A 16,552-nucleotide genomic window follows, 5' to 3' on the forward strand; every position below is an offset into this window, starting at 1 on the left:
GTGCGCAACCAGACTGAGACTACGCCGAACGAGTGATCACGCCGAGCCTTGGCCCGATGGCGTCGAGCTGGCTAGTGCTGCACCCGTAACGCAGTGTGTAGGCGACGCGATCCTGAATCCATCGGCGCTGAAGACCGACAACTCGGGCTCAAAGGACTGAGGTTTGCGCATGGCGACTAAGAACGGACTGTATCCACCGATATACCGGATCGATGCGGATGCTGCTCGGGCCTTCTTTGGCGAAGAAGTAGCGCTCGAAGACCTTCCTCAGAGAATTATTGACTCCTACAATGAAAGTAAGGGTATCTCTACTTACGAGCGTGAGGGAGAAGCGACGTTCGACGGCTGTCAGCTAATCGTTTACCGGAACGTTAGGACGCGAGCAATCGTCAGTCCATGGGTGCACTTTTACGAACCGTCAGGAATTTCGATCACGCGAGTGTCCGCCCAGAGTAATCACTTCGTTGGCTTCATGCTCCTGGGTGAGGACCTCTACGCTCACACCGGTGGGCACGCACTCGTCGCCTTCGAGCGGTTCATTGACATATCTTTCCCCATCGATATCGCACGTCGGATCGCTGATCCCGAGGTCAAGCGCGCCCGGTCTAGCCAGATCTCCGGTACGACGCTCGCGAGCGACGTCAACTTCCGGGACCCACGTCGCATCACGTATACTGAATCGCTGGAAAATGTTTGGACAGCTCTCAGCGGCCAAGTCCGTTCCGCGGTTCTCGGGGACTCGGGGCTGCGAGCAGTGTTCGGTCCAAAAAGCAAGATGCGTCTGGAGGTCAGCGGTTCGATCAAGTTTGGGCCGCGTGTCGACACCCTAGAAAAGCTTATAGCACTGGTTCGATGGCTAGTCAAGACTGCTGAAGCTCCAGTGCCGGAGGATGACGAGTGGGCGATCCTCGACGCGATTAAGGTGCTCAGTCCCCGTAAGAGCAAGGATTTGATCGCCCGACTAAATCGCCATTTATCCGAGAAGCTCACCGTGTATCACGATTACGCGAACATCGCGGTGACGCACGTCGATGCCTCTCTCTATGCCAACGCGACCTCGTACACCGTCAGCAAGGCGAAGCAGGACCTCTACGTTGGCGACCAACGCCCGGAACTTGCCGACATCCTCGACGGCGTGGTTCCGGGGGCCGAAAACCCTGAAACATTTCTGACGTCGATCGTCGTTCGGTCACAGTGCCTGGAATACGGCCCCGAAATCGGAACCCACGGTACGCTGCTTGAGCACCTCCACGGCGAGACCCGGCACGATGGGCGGACCTACTTTCTCCTCGCTGGCCGGTGGTACGAGGTCGATACGAGTTACATCGAACTTGTCACGAAGGATTTTGTCGGGCTGATCGAGCAACTGGATATCCAAGCGTTCAGTATCGGTCTTGACAAGTGGCAGAAAGTCAAGTCTGAAGGTGTTTACAATAAAGACTCAGTGAGCGGAGACCTGGTAATCAACGGCGACACAGTCCTGACGGACAACGTCGAATTGTTCGACACCCTCAGTTGTGTCGGTGACCGTACGTACATCATCCACGTGAAACGCGACTTCGACGTCAAGGTCCGCGACGTCCGGTCGCAGATTATTAACTCAGCAAACATTATCGAGAACGATCTACGAATCGATGACCCGAGTCGCCTAAAGCGTCACTATGAGTCATTGATGCGCCGGGGGCGCACCACACTGACCTTGGCCGAATTCCTCGCTCTCTTCGAACGACCCCGAACCTACGTCCTCGCCTACGGCGCTAAAACCAAGGTCGAACGCACGACCGTGGACCAGTTCGGATCGATCGTGGCTCGGATGGAGGTCGTAACCCTCGGCGGGCAGTTCCGGAAGATTGCGAGCACGAGCCACGCCACCGAACTACGCATCGCATGGATCGAGATCATTGACTAAAGGAACCATGGTTGCGGTGGTGGTCATACCCGTCCCGCATGATGGATGGTCGGGACGGCCAGCGGGACAACTGCTATCCAGAGCGTTGACCTGCTGAAATGATGTCTTTGTGCGCCTCGGGGACGGGTTGCTGATCGGCGTCCCGCCTGTCCCATGCGGCTAGTTCCCGGTCGTGGGATCGACCCCTGAATGTTGGGACGGGACGGCCGGAGTCCCACCGTTGACGTATGTCCTCGGTAAGTCCGGTCAGTGTCCTGTCACTCCACACACGCCGACTCGCAGGCTGACAGTTCGTAAGAGCTGAGCAGGACGAGTGTGGTCGTGGAGTGGTGATCGTGGAAGGCACGCGGCCGGGCGGTTCCGTGAGCGGCGTCTATGTGGCTTGGTACCGCTGTTCTGTCGATGCCCTCGACGATGCCGTGACGGATGAGGAGTTCGCGCGCGGCGTGCACGACAAGAGGGGCCGGTACCGGGCCGTGTGCGGATACGTGGTGCTGATCGACGTGACATTGCGACCGCCCGGCGCTGTCTGTCCACAGTGCTATCGCAGCTTGAAGGTGCTTCGTGGTGGACGCCGGATAGGGGTACCGGCATCGCCGGGCAGCCACCGAAAGCCGAGCAGGTTGCGGCGCCTGTTCGGGCCCAGCAGTGCTCCGGCCATCCCGCTGCCGCGCCCCTCGGCGGCATCCCCGAGCGGGACGGCCGGTCCTCGTGGCCGGGGTGATCGGCGATGACCGTTCGGATGCTGTACGCGCGACCGTTGCCTGGCGTGGTGGGCGAGACCAGGCGGATCACTCACGCCTTCCCCGCACCGTCCGGCGACGAGGATCCGGAGCAGGTTACGCCGCTCTGCGGTGCTGAGTTCGCCGCACAGGACCTGGAACCGCTCACGGCTGTGTCAGGTGCACCGTGTGAGTCCTGCATTGCGTCCGCAGCGCGCCGGGTACGCGAGCAGAGCAGGCTCGTTGCTGCTGGGCCGACAGGTGATATCGAGGCGCGCCTGAGTCGGATCGAAGAGCAACTGAACCTGATCGCGGCTAAAGTCGACCAGCTGAGCAGGGTCGTAGCGGCACTCCTCGGTTGGTAAACCCTTGCTTCCGTGACGTGTTTCGTGACACAGTGCCATCTGTCACGAAATACGTCACGGAAGGGTGGTGGCGAATGTCGGCGCTGTGCTCGGGTTGTGGTGAGCCGCTGAACGATCGGGACGTTGGCAGCCGTGGGCGACGCCCGCGCTATCACGGCGCTGTGTGTCGGCAACGTGCGCGGCGGGCGCGAATCGCGAGCCAGTACGGCGGCCTGCTCGCGGCCGTGGCCGAGGTCGAGGCGACGGCGAGCGCGCTACGCGCCGCGCTGCTGGCGGGCGCCGACCCAGCCGATCTCGTGGGCAAACTGCGCGCCACGACTAACGCTGTGGTGACCGTATCCGCGGCGCCGGAGGTCCCCGATGAGTCACATGACGCCTCGCCATCAGCCGGAGATGTTACGAAATCTGTCACGAGCACCGGCGCGAGCAACTCGCGGAAGAGCGGCGGATCGAGGCGGGACAACGAGCCGTTCGATCTTGATTCGGTGTGACTGGCACGCCCAACCGATCCGGACGGCACGGGCTGGTTCGTCCTGGCGGGACCGTCGGACAGCCTGTATCGATCGGCTACCTGTCTCACGCCTTCACCAGGCACGGTAGTCGCAGCAGCCGGTGGCAGGCGACGGACCCAAACCTGCTCCGTGTTGCGGGAGGACCATGGAAGACGCGTCGAGAGGCGTTGGTTCGTCTCGTTGACCACCATCTGCGGCGGGGTGTTAACCGTCCGTAGGTGGCTCGTGTCACACTGAAATCAGCTCCCATTGGCGAGTCAACTGTCCTACTAAGCTGGACAGCGCGTCGATGAGGTGAGCCGATATCGGTAGCAGATGGGTGGCACGGATGCGCGTCTAAAGCACAGTGCTTGAGCAGAAGATCAGGGAGCGGCGGCAGACCTACGAGGAGTTCGCCGAGGCCGCGGTCGGACGTGGCGCCGTGCTCGCCGGGCGGGAGTGGCGCCGGTGGGTTCGCGTGCATGACTATCGCGAGGCGGCCGAGCAGTCCGAGAAGCTGGCGGACAAGTTCATCGAGATTCGGGCGCTGACGTTGTTCCGGTGGAAGGCGACCGGCCTGGTCCTCGTGGGGCTGTTGGTCGTGCTTGCCGTGGCCTACCTGGTGTATGGACCTGTGGCGATGTGAATCGCGGGCGGGGTGGCGTCGGCGACGCTGGCGATCGTCGGGCGTCGCAGGGACGGCTCGCTGGGACGTAAGGCGGTGCTGGCCGGTCCGCGGGCGCTGACCTGGACCATGGCCCCGCAGGTGCTGGTGGACGCATTCCGGGACGCGAAGCTGGTCGGCAAGGACGAGACGTTGCGGCTGGTCGAGCGTGCCGCCCGTGTTGGCGAGGGCTGGGCGATCACCGTTGACCTTCCGGCGACGCGCAAGGCGGCGGACGTGATCAAGCATCGGGACGCGCTCGCCTCGGCGCTCGCTGTCGATGAGGTTCAGCTGATTGTGGAACGGGTGCGTGGCAGGGGAGGGCACGCCGGTCGGGTCTTCCTGTGGGTGGCCGACGAGGACCCGTACGCCGGTCCGCCCCAGCGGACGCCGCTGCTGGACGTCGAACGGTGGGACGCCTGGCGGCCGGTGCCGTTCGGCCGGGACGCGCGGAATCGCCGGATCGACCTACCGCTGGTGTGGACGTCGCTGCTCGTCGGGGCGATCCCTCGGCAGGGCAAGACATTCGCGACGCGGCTGTCCGCCGCGGGGCTGATCCTGGACCCGCATACCCGGCTGTACGTGTTCGACGGCAAGGGCGGCAAGGACTGGCACGCAGCCGAGCAGGTGTCGCACCGGTTCGTCTGTGGCGACGAGAACGAGCATGTCGAGCGGGTCCGGGACTACCTGGTCGAGCGGGTCGCGAGGTGCAGGCGCGGTACGCGCGGATGGCCACGCTGGACGATGAGGTGTGCCCGGAATCGAAGATCACTCCGGCTATCTCGCGGGACGTCGAGCTGGCGATGCCGATCACGGCGGTGATCATCGATGAGGTCCAGGTCCTCCTGGAGAACCCGACGCGCGAGCAGGTAGGCGGGAAGAAGAGCACGCTCGGTGCGTACATCGCCGATCTGCTGGCTTACCTGGTCCGGAAGGGACCGGCGGCCGGGATCGTGGTCATCCTGGCCACCCAGCGGCCGGACTCGAACACGATCCCGTCGCGGCTGCGGGCCGTGCTGGGCTCGCGGTTCGCGCTGCGGGCGATGGACTGGCGGGACTCCAACATCGTGCTCGGCGAGCAGATGAACACCCGCGGGTTCGACGCGTCGACCCTGCTGCCGAGCCACAAGGGAGTCGGCATCCTGCGGCCGGACGGCGAGACCGATGCCGGAGCGGATGCTGAGACGCGGTTGCGCCGGTTGCGGGACGCGATCGAGGCGGGAGTGGAACCGGCGGCCATGGTCGAGGCGATCAACCAGGCACAGGAGCAGCGGGCCGCCGCGCGAGCCGAATTGGATGGCGCGCCTGCACCGGACATGGTGACCGAAGCGGAAGTCCGTGCCATGATTGACTCGTTGAGTGACGTCAGTGCGGCGCTGGCCGATGCCAAGCACGAGAGCCTGGAACGGCTCTACCGGGAACTTGGACTGGAACTTCGCTAGCTGCCAGACGAGCGTGCCGTGATCGCTTCGGCGACGCCGCGTGTGGTTAGCGCGTGTGTCCGAGGGGGGACTTGAACCCCCACGCCCTTTACGGGCACTAGCACCTCAAGCTAGCGCGTCTGCCATTCCGCCACTCGGACTTGCTGGGGACACAGTATACGAGCCGCGGTGGGGGCTCGAACCCGGGGGCGGCCGGTGCCGGCACGCTGAGTGCCCGCGCGAGAAGTGATAGGAAGGGCGAGCACCAGTCGGGACGAGTGAGCGAGGCGGGCACCGTGCGCGAGACCAGCCAGATCGAGACCGCCGCCGACGAGGCGGTCACCCTGACCAGCGAGCTCATCCGCATCGACACCACCAACACCGGCGACCCCGACACGCTGGTCGGGGAGCGCGCCGCCGCCGAGTACGTCGCCGAGAAGCTCACCGACGTCGGCTACGAGATCACCTACGTGGAGTCCGGCGCTCGCAACCGGCACAACGTCATCGCCCGCCTCCCCGGCGCCGACCCGGGCCGCGGCGCGCTGCTGGTCCACGGCCACCTCGACGTGGTGCCCGCCGACCCCGCCGAGTGGTCCGTGCACCCGTTCTCCGGCGCCGTCCAGGACGACTACGTCTGGGGCCGCGGCGCGGTGGACATGAAGGACATGGTCGGCATGACCCTCGCGCTGGCCCGGCACTACCGGCGCCACGACGTCGTCCCGCCGCGTGACATCGTCTTCGCCTTCCTCGCCGACGAGGAGGCCGGCGGCGCGTACGGCGCCCAGTGGCTGGTCAAGCATCGCCCCGAGCTGTTCGAGGGCGTCACCGAGGCGGTCAGCGAGGTCGGCGGCTTCTCCATCACCCTCAAGGACGACGTGCGGGCCTACCTGATCGAGACGGCGGAGAAGGGCATCCGCTGGATGAAGCTGCGCGTGCGCGGCACCGCCGGCCACGGCTCGATGATCCACCGCGACAACGCGGTCACCAAGCTCGCCGAGGCCGTCGCCCGCCTGGGCAACCACCGCTTCCCGCTCGTGCTCACCGACTCCGTCCGCGAGTTCCTCGCCGGGGTGAGTGAGATCACCGGCTGGGACTTCCCCGAGGACGACCTGGAGGGCGCGGTCGCCAAGCTCGGCAACATCTCCCGGATGATCGGCGCGACCCTGCGGGACACCGCCAACCCCACCATGCTCACCGCCGGCTACAAGTCCAACGTCATCCCCTCCACCGCCGAGGCCGCGGTGGACTGCCGCATCCTGCCCGGCCGCCTCGAGGCGTTCGACCGCGAGCTCGCCGAGCTCCTCGGCCCGGACATCGAGCGGGAGTGGATGGAGCTGCCCCCGGTGGAGACCACCTTCGACGGCGCGCTGGTCGACGCCATGACCGCGGCGGTGCTCGCCGAGGACCCCGGCGCCCGCACCCTGCCGTACATGCTCTCCGGCGGCACCGACGCGAAGGCCTTCCAGACCCTCGGCATCCGCAACTTCGGCTTCGCACCGCTGAAGCTGCCCGCCGACCTGGACTTCTCCGCCCTGTTCCACGGCGTCGACGAGCGCGTCCCGGTGGACGCGCTGCGGTTCGGCGTCCGGGTGCTCGACCGCTTCCTCCGCTCGGCCTGAGCGCCTGGGCGGCCGAGCGCCTGCGACCCGCCGAGCCTAGGTGATCAGGCCGGGCATCCCGGCCGTGGCGAGGCTGCGCCGGCGCCGCAGCCACACCCGCCTCGTCCCGTCCGAGTAGAGCCGCACGTTCGACAACTCCCATCCGGAGAACTCCGCCTGGATGGAGAGCTGCACGGCGGCGGAGATCCGGGACACGCCGGGCGGCAGCTGCAGCCGGCGGTACTCCCAGTTCTCGTCGATCACCGCTTCCTCGGCTCTCATGGTGTGATCACCTGAATCCCTTCCCCGGTCGCCGACCCCACCACGACCCGCCCGGTCCGGTCGTCCACGGCGACCGAGTTCGGCTGGCGGACGGTGGGTAACCGGAACCTCTCCGTGGGCTCGCCGCCGCGAACGTCGAACCCGACCACCTCGTTGCGCTCGGTGAGCGTCACCCACGCCAGGTGTCGCTCGTCGTCGTAGGCGATCCCGTACACCCCGCCGGGCACGGGGTAGCGCTGGCGCAGCAACAGCGGCTCGGTGGAGAACGCCAGCAACGCCCCGGCCCGGGTGTCGGTCACCAGCACCCGGCCGAACCCGTCCGGCACGGCGTTGGTCGCGCCCTGCCCGGCGCGCAGCCCCTCGCCGACGTCGCCGCGCTCCACGTCGAGCCGGAAGAGCGCGGTCCGCACCCGGTCCAGCACCACGGGGTGCGCGCCCTCGGTGATGATCTCGTCGACGCTGTCCAACTGACCGGTGATCGTGCGGGTGACCGCGGCACCGTCGAGCACCTCGATCGCCTTCCGGTCGCGCACCGCGACGAGCAGGTGGTCGCCCTGGCCGGCGACGTCGACCGGCTGGCCGGTCACCGGAACCCGCTCCACCTGCCCATCGGGCACCGACACGCGGGCCACGACGCCGGCCTCGGGCACGCTCGCCACCACCTGACCGCCCACCACGGACAGCCGCTCCGCCGGGGCGGGCAGGTCGACCGAACGGGGCACGGCCTCCGGGTCGCCGAGCGCGAACAGCAGCACCGCCGGCGGCTCGGTGACCGCCACGGCCAGCGTCCGGCTGGCCGGCTCGACCGCCAGCGCGGCGACCGTCCCGGTCACCGGCAGCACGGTGCCGGCCGGCGCCGAGGCCGGCTCGGGGGAGGTGGCCGGCGTCGCCGCGACCGGGTTCTCCACGATCTGCAGCTCGTCGCGGCCGGCATCGGCGCAGCCCGCGGCCACCAGCGCGCAGGCCAACAGTGGGATCGCTACCAGCCTGGTGCCGCCTCGGCTCACCGATCGACCTCCTGCGGTCGCTGCTCGACGACTCCTACCAGCATCCCCCACGATCCCCGCCAGGTCACGCACCAGTCATCCCTCGTTCACCGTGGCCACCGTTCCGGGTAGCCGAAGTCGATCGCGCTGACGTCGTCCAGCGCGGACTTGATCGCCGGCGGCAGGCTGAGCTCTTCGGCGGCGAGCGAGCCGGTCAGCTGGCCGGTGTCGCGCGCCCCGACCACCGGGGCTACCACACCCGGCCGGTCGCGCACCCACGCCAGCGCCACCGCCAGCGGCGACGTGCCCAGCCCGTCGGCGGCGGTGACCACCGCCTCGACGATCCTGGCGGCCCGCTCGGTCCGGTGCTGCTCGACGTACCCCGCATAGGTCGCCGACGCGCCGCGGGAGTCGGCCGGGGTGCCCGAGCGGTACTTGCCGGTCAGCACGCCCCGGCCCAGCGGCGCCCACGGCAGGATCCCCACGCCGTGGTGCGCGGCCGCCGGCACCACCTCGCGCTCGATCCCGCGCTCCAGCAGCGAGTACTCCATCTGCGCGGACACGATCGGCACCCGCACGCGGGCCGCCGCGGTGGCCAGCTGCCAGCCGGTGTAGTTCGACACCCCGACGTAGCGCACCTTCCCACTGGTGACGGCGAAGTCGAGGGCGCCGAGGGTCTCGTCGACGGGCACCGCGGGGTCCCACGCGTGCAGCTGCCAGAGGTCGATGTGGTCCACCCCGAGCCGGCGCAGCGAGCCGGTCAGCGCGGTCAGCAGCGCCCCACGAGAGGCGCCGCCGCCGAACGGCCCTTCGGCCCGCCGGGCCACCGCCTTGGTGGCCAACACCACGTCCTCGCGGGGCACGAGGTCACCCAGCAGTGAGCCGAGCACCCGCTCGCTCTCGCCCTCGCCGTAGACGTCGGCGGTGTCCACCAGCGTTCCGCCCGCGTCGACGAAGGCCACCAGCTGGCTGGCGGCCTCCTCGGCGTCGGTGGCGGTGCCCCACGTCATCGTGCCCAGCGCCACCCGGGACACCCGCAGACCGGAGGCGCCGAGCTGCCGCGTTTCCATGAGGCACCACCTTAACGACCGGCAGGTCGGGCGCTGGGCGAAGGCGAGTGATCACCGAAATCGCCGCCCGATAGTGTCGGCGCCCGTGCGAAGCGGACTGATCCTCAGCCGGCGAAGGGCCGGCATCCCTGCGGGAAACGGACAAGCGGCGTCCATCAGTGGGGGTGTGTGATGGGCTGGTTCGAGGCGATCGTGCTGGGCCTGGTGCAGGGCCTCACCGAGTTCCTGCCCATCTCCTCCAGCGCCCACCTGCGGATCACCGCGGCGTTCGCCGGCTGGGACGACCCGGGCGCGGCGTTCACCGCGGTGACCCAGATCGGCACCGAGCTGGCGGTGCTGCTCTACTTCTGGACGAAGATCCGCGCCGTCCTGGTGGCCTGGTTCCGCTCGCTGTACCAGCGCGAGTACCGGCACGATCCGGACGCCAGGATGGGCTGGCTGATCATCGTCGGCTCGCTGCCGATCGTGGTGCTCGGGCTGCTGTTCCAGGACGCCATCGAGCACGCGTTCCGCGACCTGCGGCTCACCGCGACCACGCTGATCGTGTTCGGCCTGCTGCTGCTGGTCGCCGACCGGATTGGGCGCAAGGAGCGGGACCTGGACCACCTGACCGTGCCGCACGGTCTCGGCTTCGGGATCGCGCAGGCCTTCGCGCTGATCCCGGGGGTGTCCCGGTCCGGCGGCACCATCACCGGTGGCCTGCTGCTGGGGTACAGGCGGCCCGACGCCGCCGAGTACTCGTTCCTGTTGGCGGTGCCCGCGGTGCTGGGGTCCGGTTTCTACAAGCTCGCCGACGTCGGCGACGGTTCCGGTCCCGGCTGGGGGCCGACGATCCTGGCCACGGTGATCGCGTTCGGGGTCGGGTACGTCGTGATCGCCTGGCTGATGGCGTTCATCAAGCGGCGGTCGTTCGTGCCGTTCGTGGTCTACCGGCTGGCCCTCGGCGCGCTGCTGTACGTGCTGGTGTTCGCCGGCGTGCTGCACCCGGAGGCCGGGCCGGCCCTGTGACGGCCCGTGCCGGCGCGATCTGGTCGGGGGAGCCCGTAGGGTGGCGGCGTGGGCACCGTGATCCTGTTGCGACACGGCCGATCGACCGCGAACGGGTCCGGCGTGCTGGCCGGCCGCACGCCGGAGGTCGGCCTCGACGACACCGGCCGGGCGCAGGCGGCGGCGTTGACCGAACGGCTGGCGGGGGTGCCGCTGGCCGGGTTGGTCGCGTCGCCGCTGCTGCGCTGCGAGCAGACCCTGGCGCCGCTGGCCGGGGACCGCGCGCTGGCGCCGATCGTCGACGACCGCCTGGCCGAGGTCGACTACGGCGACTGGACCGGGCGGGCACTGGCGGAGCTGACCAAGGAGGCGCTGTGGCGGGTGGTGCAGGCGCACCCTTCGGCGGCCGTCTTCCCCGGCGGGGAGGGCCTCGCCGACGTGCAGGCCAGGGCGGTGGCGGCGGTGCGGGAACACGACGCGCGGATCACCGCCGAGCACGGTGAGCGGGCGGTGTGGCTGTTGTGCAGCCACGGCGACGTGATCAAGGCCGTCCTCGCCGACGCGCTCGGCCAGCACCTGGACTCGTTCCAGCGCATCGTCGTCGACCCCGGTTCGATGTCCGTGGTCCGCTACACCGAGCTGCGGCCGTTCGTGCTCAGGATGAACGACCACTCCACCGACCTGACCGGCATCGTGCCGCCCGAGCCGGAGCGGGACGGCCAGGTGGCGGCCTCCGACGCCGAGGTCGGGGGCTCGACGGGACGAAAGGGCGAGACATGAATACTGGCAATCCGTTGCTCGTCCCGAGCGAGTTGCCGTACGGGCTGCCACCGTTCGACGAGATCCGCGCCGAGCACTTCCCGCCGGCGTACGCGCGGGCGATGGCCGAGCACGCCGCGGAGGTCGCGCGGATCGCCGATGACCCGGCGCCGCCCACGGTCGACAACACCGTGGTGGCGCTGGAACGGGCGGGCGCGCTGCTGCGCCGGGTCGACGCGGTGTTCCGCAACCAGGCCGCGTGCGACGCAGGCGACGAGATCCGCCGCGTCCAGGCGGAGACGGCGCCGAAGCTGGCCGCGCACTGGGACGAGATCCACCTGAACCCGGGGCTGTTCGGCCGGATCGACGCGCTGTACGCCCGCCGCGCGGAGCTGGAGCTGGACGCGGAGACGGCGTGGCTGCTCGAGCGCACCCACCTGGAGTTCCAGCGCGCCGGCGCCGGCTTGCCCGCGGACCGGCAGGCGCGGCTGCGGGAGCTGAACGCGGAGCTGTCGGCGCTGGCCACCCGGTTCGAGAACAACCTGCTGGCCGACACCAACGACCTCGCCGTGGTGGTCGACGACGCCGCCGAGCTCGCCGGGCTGCCCGCCGATGGGGTCGCCGCCGCGGCGGAGGCGGCCGCCGCGCGTGGCCTTTCCGGGAAGTACCTGCTGAAGCTCCGGCTACCGACCGCGCAGCCGGAGCTGGCCGCGTTGGAGAACAGGGCGCTGCGGGAGCGGCTGTTCACCGCGTCGGTGTCCCGGGGCAACCGGGACAACGAGCACGACAACAAGGAGGTGCTCGCCCGCGCCGTGCGGCTGCGGGCCGAGCGCGCCGAGTTGCTCGGCTACCCGCACCACGCGGCGTACGTGATCGCCGACGAGACGGCCGGCACGGCCGAGGCGGCGCAGGGCCTGCTGCGCCGGTTGGCGCCGGTGGCCGTGGCCAACGCGGACGCCGAGCGTGCCGAGCTGCGGCGCAGGGTCGACACCGACGGCGGCGGCTTCGCACTGCGGGCGTGGGACTGGGCCTACTACGCCGAGCGGGTGCGCGAGGAGCGGTTCGACGTCGACGAGGCGGCGCTGCGGCCGTACTTCGAGTTGGAGCGGGTGCTGCGGGACGGGGTGTTCTTCGCGGCCGGCCGGCTGTACGGGCTGACCTTCACCGAGCGGCCGGACCTGCCCGGCTACGCCGACGGGGTGCGGGTGTTCGAGGTGCTCGACTCCGACGGCAGCGGACTCGGCCTGTTCCTCGGCGACTTCTACACGCGGGACACCAAGCGCGGTGGCGCGTGGATGGACAACCTGGTCGACCAGTCGCACCTGCTCGGGGAACGGCCGGTGGTGGTGAACAACCTCAACATCGGGCGGCCGCCGGCGGGGGAGCCGACGCTGCTCACCTTCGACGAGGTGATCACCCTCTTCCACGAGTTCGGGCACGCGCTGCACGGGTTGCTGTCGGACGTGCGGTACCCGAAGTTCTCCGGGGCGAACGTGCCGCGCGACTTCGTGGAGTTCCCGTCGCAGGTCAACGAGATGTGGGCGCTGTGGCCGGAGGTGCTGGCCCACTACGCGCGGCACCACCGCACCGGGGAGCCACTGCCGGAGGAGACCGCCGAGCGGCTGCGCGCGGCGCAGCGGTTCGGGCAGGGCTACGCCACCACCGAGTACCTCGCGGCGGCGTTGCTGGACCAGGCGTGGCACAGCGTGGGCGGCGACGTGCGGATCGAACCGGTGGACGTGCCCCGGTTCGAGGCGGAGGCGCTGGAGAAGGCCGGGGTGGCCGTACCGGAGGTACCACCGCGGTACCGCAGCACCTACTTCGCGCACATCTTCCGCGGCGGCTACAGCGCCGGCTACTACTCCTACATCTGGAGCGAGGTGCTCGACGCCGACACCGTGGAGTGGTTCCGCGAGAACGGCGGGCTCACCAGGGCCAACGGTGACCACTTCCGCCGCACGCTGCTCGCCAGGGGCGGCAGCACCGACCCGATGGCCGCGTTCCGCGAGTTCCGCGGCCGTGACCCGGAGATCGAGCCACTGCTGCGCCGCCGCAACCTCACCGGCGAGGGCTGAGCAGGCCACAACGGGCGCCGGTAGCGTGACGGGATGCCCGATCCTCGCGCCCGGCCTCGCCCGCGAGTCCGGGCGTTGCTGGAGGCGTTGCGCGCGCACCAGGTCGACTTCGTGGTGAGTGGATCCGTGGTCCGCACCCTGTACGGAGCCCAGCTCGAGCCGAACGACCTCGACGTGGTGCCGGCCCCGGCGCCGGGCAACCTGCGACGACTCGCGGCGCTATTGGCCGAACTGGAGGCGGTTCCAGCGTATTTTCCGAGCTGGGAGCGCGGCCTGAGCCTGCAACAGTGCCTCGCCTGGCGTCCCGAGCCGCCCACGCGAGCCCGTTGGACCACCTGTTCGTCACGCGGTGGGGCCTGCTCGACGTGCCGATGGAGTTGACCGGGTCGTACGCCCGGTTGCGGCCGGGAGCACGTGAAGTGGAGCTCGCGGGTGTGCGGGTGTGGACATGCGATCCCGAGGAGGTACTGCGCCGGCTGCCGGACCGGCCTCGGGAGAAGGACCACCGCCGCGCGGCCGCCTACGCGGCGGTACGCGAGCGGCTGCGCTCCGACCGGCTCAGGTGGTCAGGTCGGGCAGGGGGGATGGGTGTTGCCCCGCGTGCCCGAGGGTGCTAGGCACAGCAGGTGCCGGTGGCCAGGTTGAGCACGTCCGCGCGGCTGCGCGTGCCGTGGTCGGCGGCGAGGGACTGGTTGGCGACGGCGAGGGAGAAGGCGAGCAGGCTGCGGGCCTCGACGTCGTCGGGGTCGGGGCAGAAGGCGCTGAACAGAGTGCGCAGGTAGTCCATGCGCCGGTTGTCGACGCGACGCAGGCGCTCGGCGACCGCCGGATCGCGCCGGGCCCAGTCGCGGACCGCGAGGTCGACGGGCATCAGGGTGGTGGTGGGGACGAGGGTGCCCAGCAGTCGCACTTTGTCCCTGGCGTCTGTGCCCTCGGCCTCGACGCACCGGTCGCGACCAGCCGCGCACCGCGGTGTCGGTAGAGCCGGAAGTGTCGGCACCGAGAGCTAGAGTCCGGCTATGACGCGCAGCGACGTGACGGCCGCGACCACTCGTTCCTTCCTCATGGTGCACGTCGGGCAGGGCAGCCTGGAGAACCTCCAGCACGGGCTCGAGACCGGCACCTGGGGCTTCCGCGAGCTACCGGGCGACCTCGCCGGCGCCGAGTTCGACTTCGTCGTGTTCGGGGAGGGCGCATCACCCCGCGTGCCGGACCAGGAGTGGTTCGGCCAGTCCGCCACGCTGCACCTTTGTCAGGCGGCCTCCGGCTTCTACGAGACGCGGGCCAAGCACTGGCCGGACGAGCTCGTCAGGGACGAGTTGATCTATCCCGTGCACTTCGGCATCCTGCCCCTCGGCACGGCCGAGGAGGTCCCGCTCGGTGTCGGCGGCCCGCTACCCACCGAGGCCAGCCGCCAGCTGAAGATCTCCGGGACGCACCGAGGGTTCGGCAAGCTCGCGCGCTTTGACCCCACCGAGTTGTTCGCCCGGGCCGGCCTCGACACCGCGGTCGCCCTCCCGGAAGACCCGCGAGCGAGTCCGACGGTGACGCTGTCCCGCGCTCCAGGGATTCGGCGACGCCACGGCGCCGCGACCGGAGGAGGGAAGGGCTCGGGCTGGCAGCAGGACCCGAGGAAGCGCAAGGTTGTCGAGGACCACGCCGTCACGCAGGCCGTAGCGCACTACGAGAGCCGTGGTTGGCGGGTCACCGTGGTGGGCAAGCCCTACGATCTCCAGTGCCGCCGGGGTACCGAGGAGCTCCACGTCGAGGTCAAGGGCACCACGGGAGCCGCCGCGGCGGTCGAGCTCACGGTGAATGAAGTCGAGCACGCCCGCGACAATCTCACTGACCTGTTCGTCGTCAGCGAGATCGTCCTAGACGGCGACCGCGCCGCCAGCGGTGGCACGACGCACCTCTACGAGAACTGGACACCGGCTGACGACGCCCTGCAGCCCACCAAGTTCAGGTACCGACTGCCGCCGCTCGAACAGGCAACCCGCGCCTGAGCCGCGCAAGTCCATTTCCGCGGTGGGACATTCGCGGCGGTGCCGCGACAACCCTTCGTTCTCTCGTTCGGGTTGGTTCAGCAGTGATGATCCTCGCAGCCTCGATGGGGAGGTACGGTCCCGAACCCGCCTGCCATGGAGGCCCACCTGATGCCCACGGCCCCAATCAGGTGGGCTTCCATGGTGTTGCTGACCGGTCAGATCAGGCCGAGCTTGCGCACCGCGTCGCGCTCGTCGGCGAGTTCCTTGACCGACGCGTCGATCCGGTCCCGGGAGAAGTCGTCGAGGTCGAGGCCCTGCACGATCTCGTACCGCCCACCCGTGGTGGTGACCGGGAACGACGAGATCAGCCCCGCGGGCACGCCGTAGGAGCCGTCCGACGGCACGGCCATGGACACCCAGTCGCCCTCGGGCGTGCCGTTGACCCAGTCATGGACGTGGTCGATCGCGGCGGAGGCCGCCGACGCCGCGGACGACGCGCCCCGCACCTCGATGATCTCCGCGCCGCGCTTGGCCACCCGCGGGATGAACTCCTCGGCCAGCCAGGTCTGGTCGTTCACCGCGGCGGCCGCGTTCTCGCCCTTGACCTCGGCGTGGAAGATGTCCGGGTACTGGGTCGCCGAGTGGTTGCCCCAGATGGTCATCTTCTTGATGTCCGACACCGGCACGGCCAGCTTCGTCGCCAACTGCGCGAGCGCGCGGTTGTGGTCGAGCCGCGTCATCGCGGTGAACCGCTCCGCCGGCACGTCCGGCGCGTTCGCCTGCGCGATCAGCGCGTTGGTGTTGGCGGGGTTGCCGACCACCAGCACCTTGACGTCGTCGGCCGCACCGGCGTTGATCGCCTCACCCTGCGGCTTGAAGATGCCGCCGTTGGCCTCGAGCAGGTCACCCCGCTCCATGCCCTTCGTCCGCGGCCGCGCCCCCACCAGCAGCGCGATGTTGGTGCCCTCGAACGCCTTCTTCGGGTCGTCGAAGATGTCGGTGCCGGCCAGCAGCGGGAACGCGCAGTCCTCCAGCTCGAGCGCGACACCCTCCGCCGCCTTGACCGCCTGCGGGATCTCCAGCAACCGCAGCCGCACCGGCTTGTCCTGGCCCAGCAGCTGGCCGGACGCGATGCGGAACAGCAGCGCGTAGCCGATCTGCCCGGCGGCGCCGGTGACGGTGACGTTGACAGGGGGGGCTTGGGTCATTGGCGTTCTCCTGCTGACGGTGTCCTT

At 69.3% G+C, this 16,552-nt stretch carries 13 protein-coding genes, 1 tRNA gene and 1 pseudogene; 9 read left to right on the forward strand and 6 right to left on the reverse strand.

The window, feature by feature from the left end; all coding sequences use genetic code 11:
- Positions 1–169: 169 nt before the first annotated feature.
- From BM051_RS22645 to BM051_RS22660, 4 genes and pseudogenes are all read left to right on the forward strand, one after another.
- Entirely contained in the window at positions 170–1,909 is a 1,740-nt protein-coding gene (locus BM051_RS22645; protein WP_092534068.1) for a DUF6119 family protein, read from the forward strand.
- Positions 1,910–2,639: 730 nt separating this feature from the next.
- Positions 2,640–2,996: a hypothetical protein gene (locus BM051_RS22655; RefSeq protein WP_092534073.1), complete on the forward strand. Its 357-nt coding sequence runs from the start codon at positions 2,640–2,642 to the stop codon at positions 2,994–2,996.
- Positions 2,997–3,070: 74 nt separating this feature from the next.
- Positions 3,071–3,487: a hypothetical protein gene (locus tag BM051_RS28700; protein WP_134046332.1), complete on the forward strand. Its 417-nt coding sequence runs from the start codon at positions 3,071–3,073 to the stop codon at positions 3,485–3,487.
- 424 nt (positions 3,488–3,911) lie between these two features.
- Positions 3,912–5,329 (forward strand): annotated as a pseudogene (locus BM051_RS22660) (cell division protein FtsK); the annotation flags it as partial.
- 320 nt (positions 5,330–5,649) lie between these two features.
- Here the strand turns inward: BM051_RS22660 and BM051_RS22665 are convergent.
- Positions 5,650–5,733: transfer RNA gene (locus tag BM051_RS22665), tRNA-Leu, on the reverse strand.
- Positions 5,734–5,868: 135 nt separating this feature from the next.
- Here BM051_RS22665 and BM051_RS22670 point away from each other — a divergent pair.
- The gene (locus BM051_RS22670) at positions 5,869–7,191 is read left to right on the forward strand and encodes a M20/M25/M40 family metallo-hydrolase (protein ID WP_092534494.1); all 1,323 of its coding nucleotides are present in this window, start codon (positions 5,869–5,871) and stop codon (positions 7,189–7,191) included.
- Between the two features lie 36 nt (positions 7,192–7,227).
- Here BM051_RS22670 and BM051_RS22675 read toward each other — a convergent pair whose 3' ends face one another.
- The 3 genes from BM051_RS22675 to BM051_RS22685 all read right to left on the reverse strand — a co-directional run bounded on the left by BM051_RS22675 (position 7,228) and on the right by BM051_RS22685 (position 9,508).
- The gene (locus BM051_RS22675) at positions 7,228–7,452 is read right to left on the reverse strand and encodes a DUF5703 family protein (protein WP_092534076.1); all 225 of its coding nucleotides are present in this window, start codon (positions 7,450–7,452) and stop codon (positions 7,228–7,230) included.
- Positions 7,449–8,459 (reverse strand): YncE family protein, encoded by a 1,011-nt coding sequence (locus tag BM051_RS22680; RefSeq protein ID WP_092534079.1) that lies wholly within the window; start codon positions 8,457–8,459, stop codon positions 7,449–7,451. Before BM051_RS22680 ends, BM051_RS22675 begins: the two co-directional genes overlap by 4 nt.
- A gap of 86 nt (positions 8,460–8,545) precedes the next feature.
- Entirely contained in the window at positions 8,546–9,508 is a 963-nt protein-coding gene (locus BM051_RS22685; RefSeq protein ID WP_092534082.1) for an aldo/keto reductase, read from the reverse strand.
- Positions 9,509–9,679: 171 nt separating this feature from the next.
- Here BM051_RS22685 and BM051_RS22690 point away from each other — a divergent pair, with 171 nt between their 5' ends.
- From BM051_RS22690 to BM051_RS22700, 3 genes are read left to right on the forward strand one after another with little or no spacing between them, the layout of a single operon-like run.
- Complete coding sequence (locus BM051_RS22690; protein WP_092534085.1) at positions 9,680–10,516, forward strand: undecaprenyl-diphosphate phosphatase; 837 nt, start codon at positions 9,680–9,682, stop codon at positions 10,514–10,516.
- Positions 10,517–10,564: 48 nt separating this feature from the next.
- Positions 10,565–11,275 carry a histidine phosphatase family protein gene (locus BM051_RS22695; RefSeq protein WP_092534088.1) on the forward strand — a complete coding sequence of 237 codons (711 nt, stop codon included), beginning with the start codon at positions 10,565–10,567 and terminating at the stop codon, positions 11,273–11,275.
- Entirely contained in the window at positions 11,272–13,329 is a 2,058-nt protein-coding gene (locus BM051_RS22700; RefSeq protein WP_092534091.1) for a M3 family metallopeptidase, read from the forward strand. Before BM051_RS22695 ends, BM051_RS22700 begins: the two co-directional genes overlap by 4 nt.
- A gap of 613 nt (positions 13,330–13,942) precedes the next feature.
- Here BM051_RS22700 and BM051_RS22705 read toward each other — a convergent pair.
- A complete protein-coding gene (locus tag BM051_RS22705) occupies positions 13,943–14,239 on the reverse strand; it encodes a hypothetical protein (RefSeq protein WP_208326002.1) in 297 nt (98 codons plus the stop codon).
- 109 nt (positions 14,240–14,348) lie between these two features.
- Here BM051_RS22705 and BM051_RS22710 point away from each other — a divergent pair, with 109 nt between their 5' ends.
- Entirely contained in the window at positions 14,349–15,335 is a 987-nt protein-coding gene (locus BM051_RS22710) for a protein NO VEIN domain-containing protein (RefSeq protein ID WP_092534095.1), read from the forward strand.
- Between the two features lie 197 nt (positions 15,336–15,532).
- On the opposite strand, the gene BM051_RS22715 is transcribed toward BM051_RS22710, so the two are convergent.
- Entirely contained in the window at positions 15,533–16,525 is a 993-nt protein-coding gene (locus BM051_RS22715) for a malate dehydrogenase (RefSeq protein ID WP_092534098.1), read from the reverse strand.
- Positions 16,526–16,552: the final 27 nt, after the last annotated feature.

Origin of the sequence: Amycolatopsis arida (genome assembly GCF_900115565.1) — a bacterium.
Lineage (GTDB): Bacteria > Actinomycetota > Actinomycetes > Mycobacteriales > Pseudonocardiaceae > Yuhushiella > Yuhushiella arida.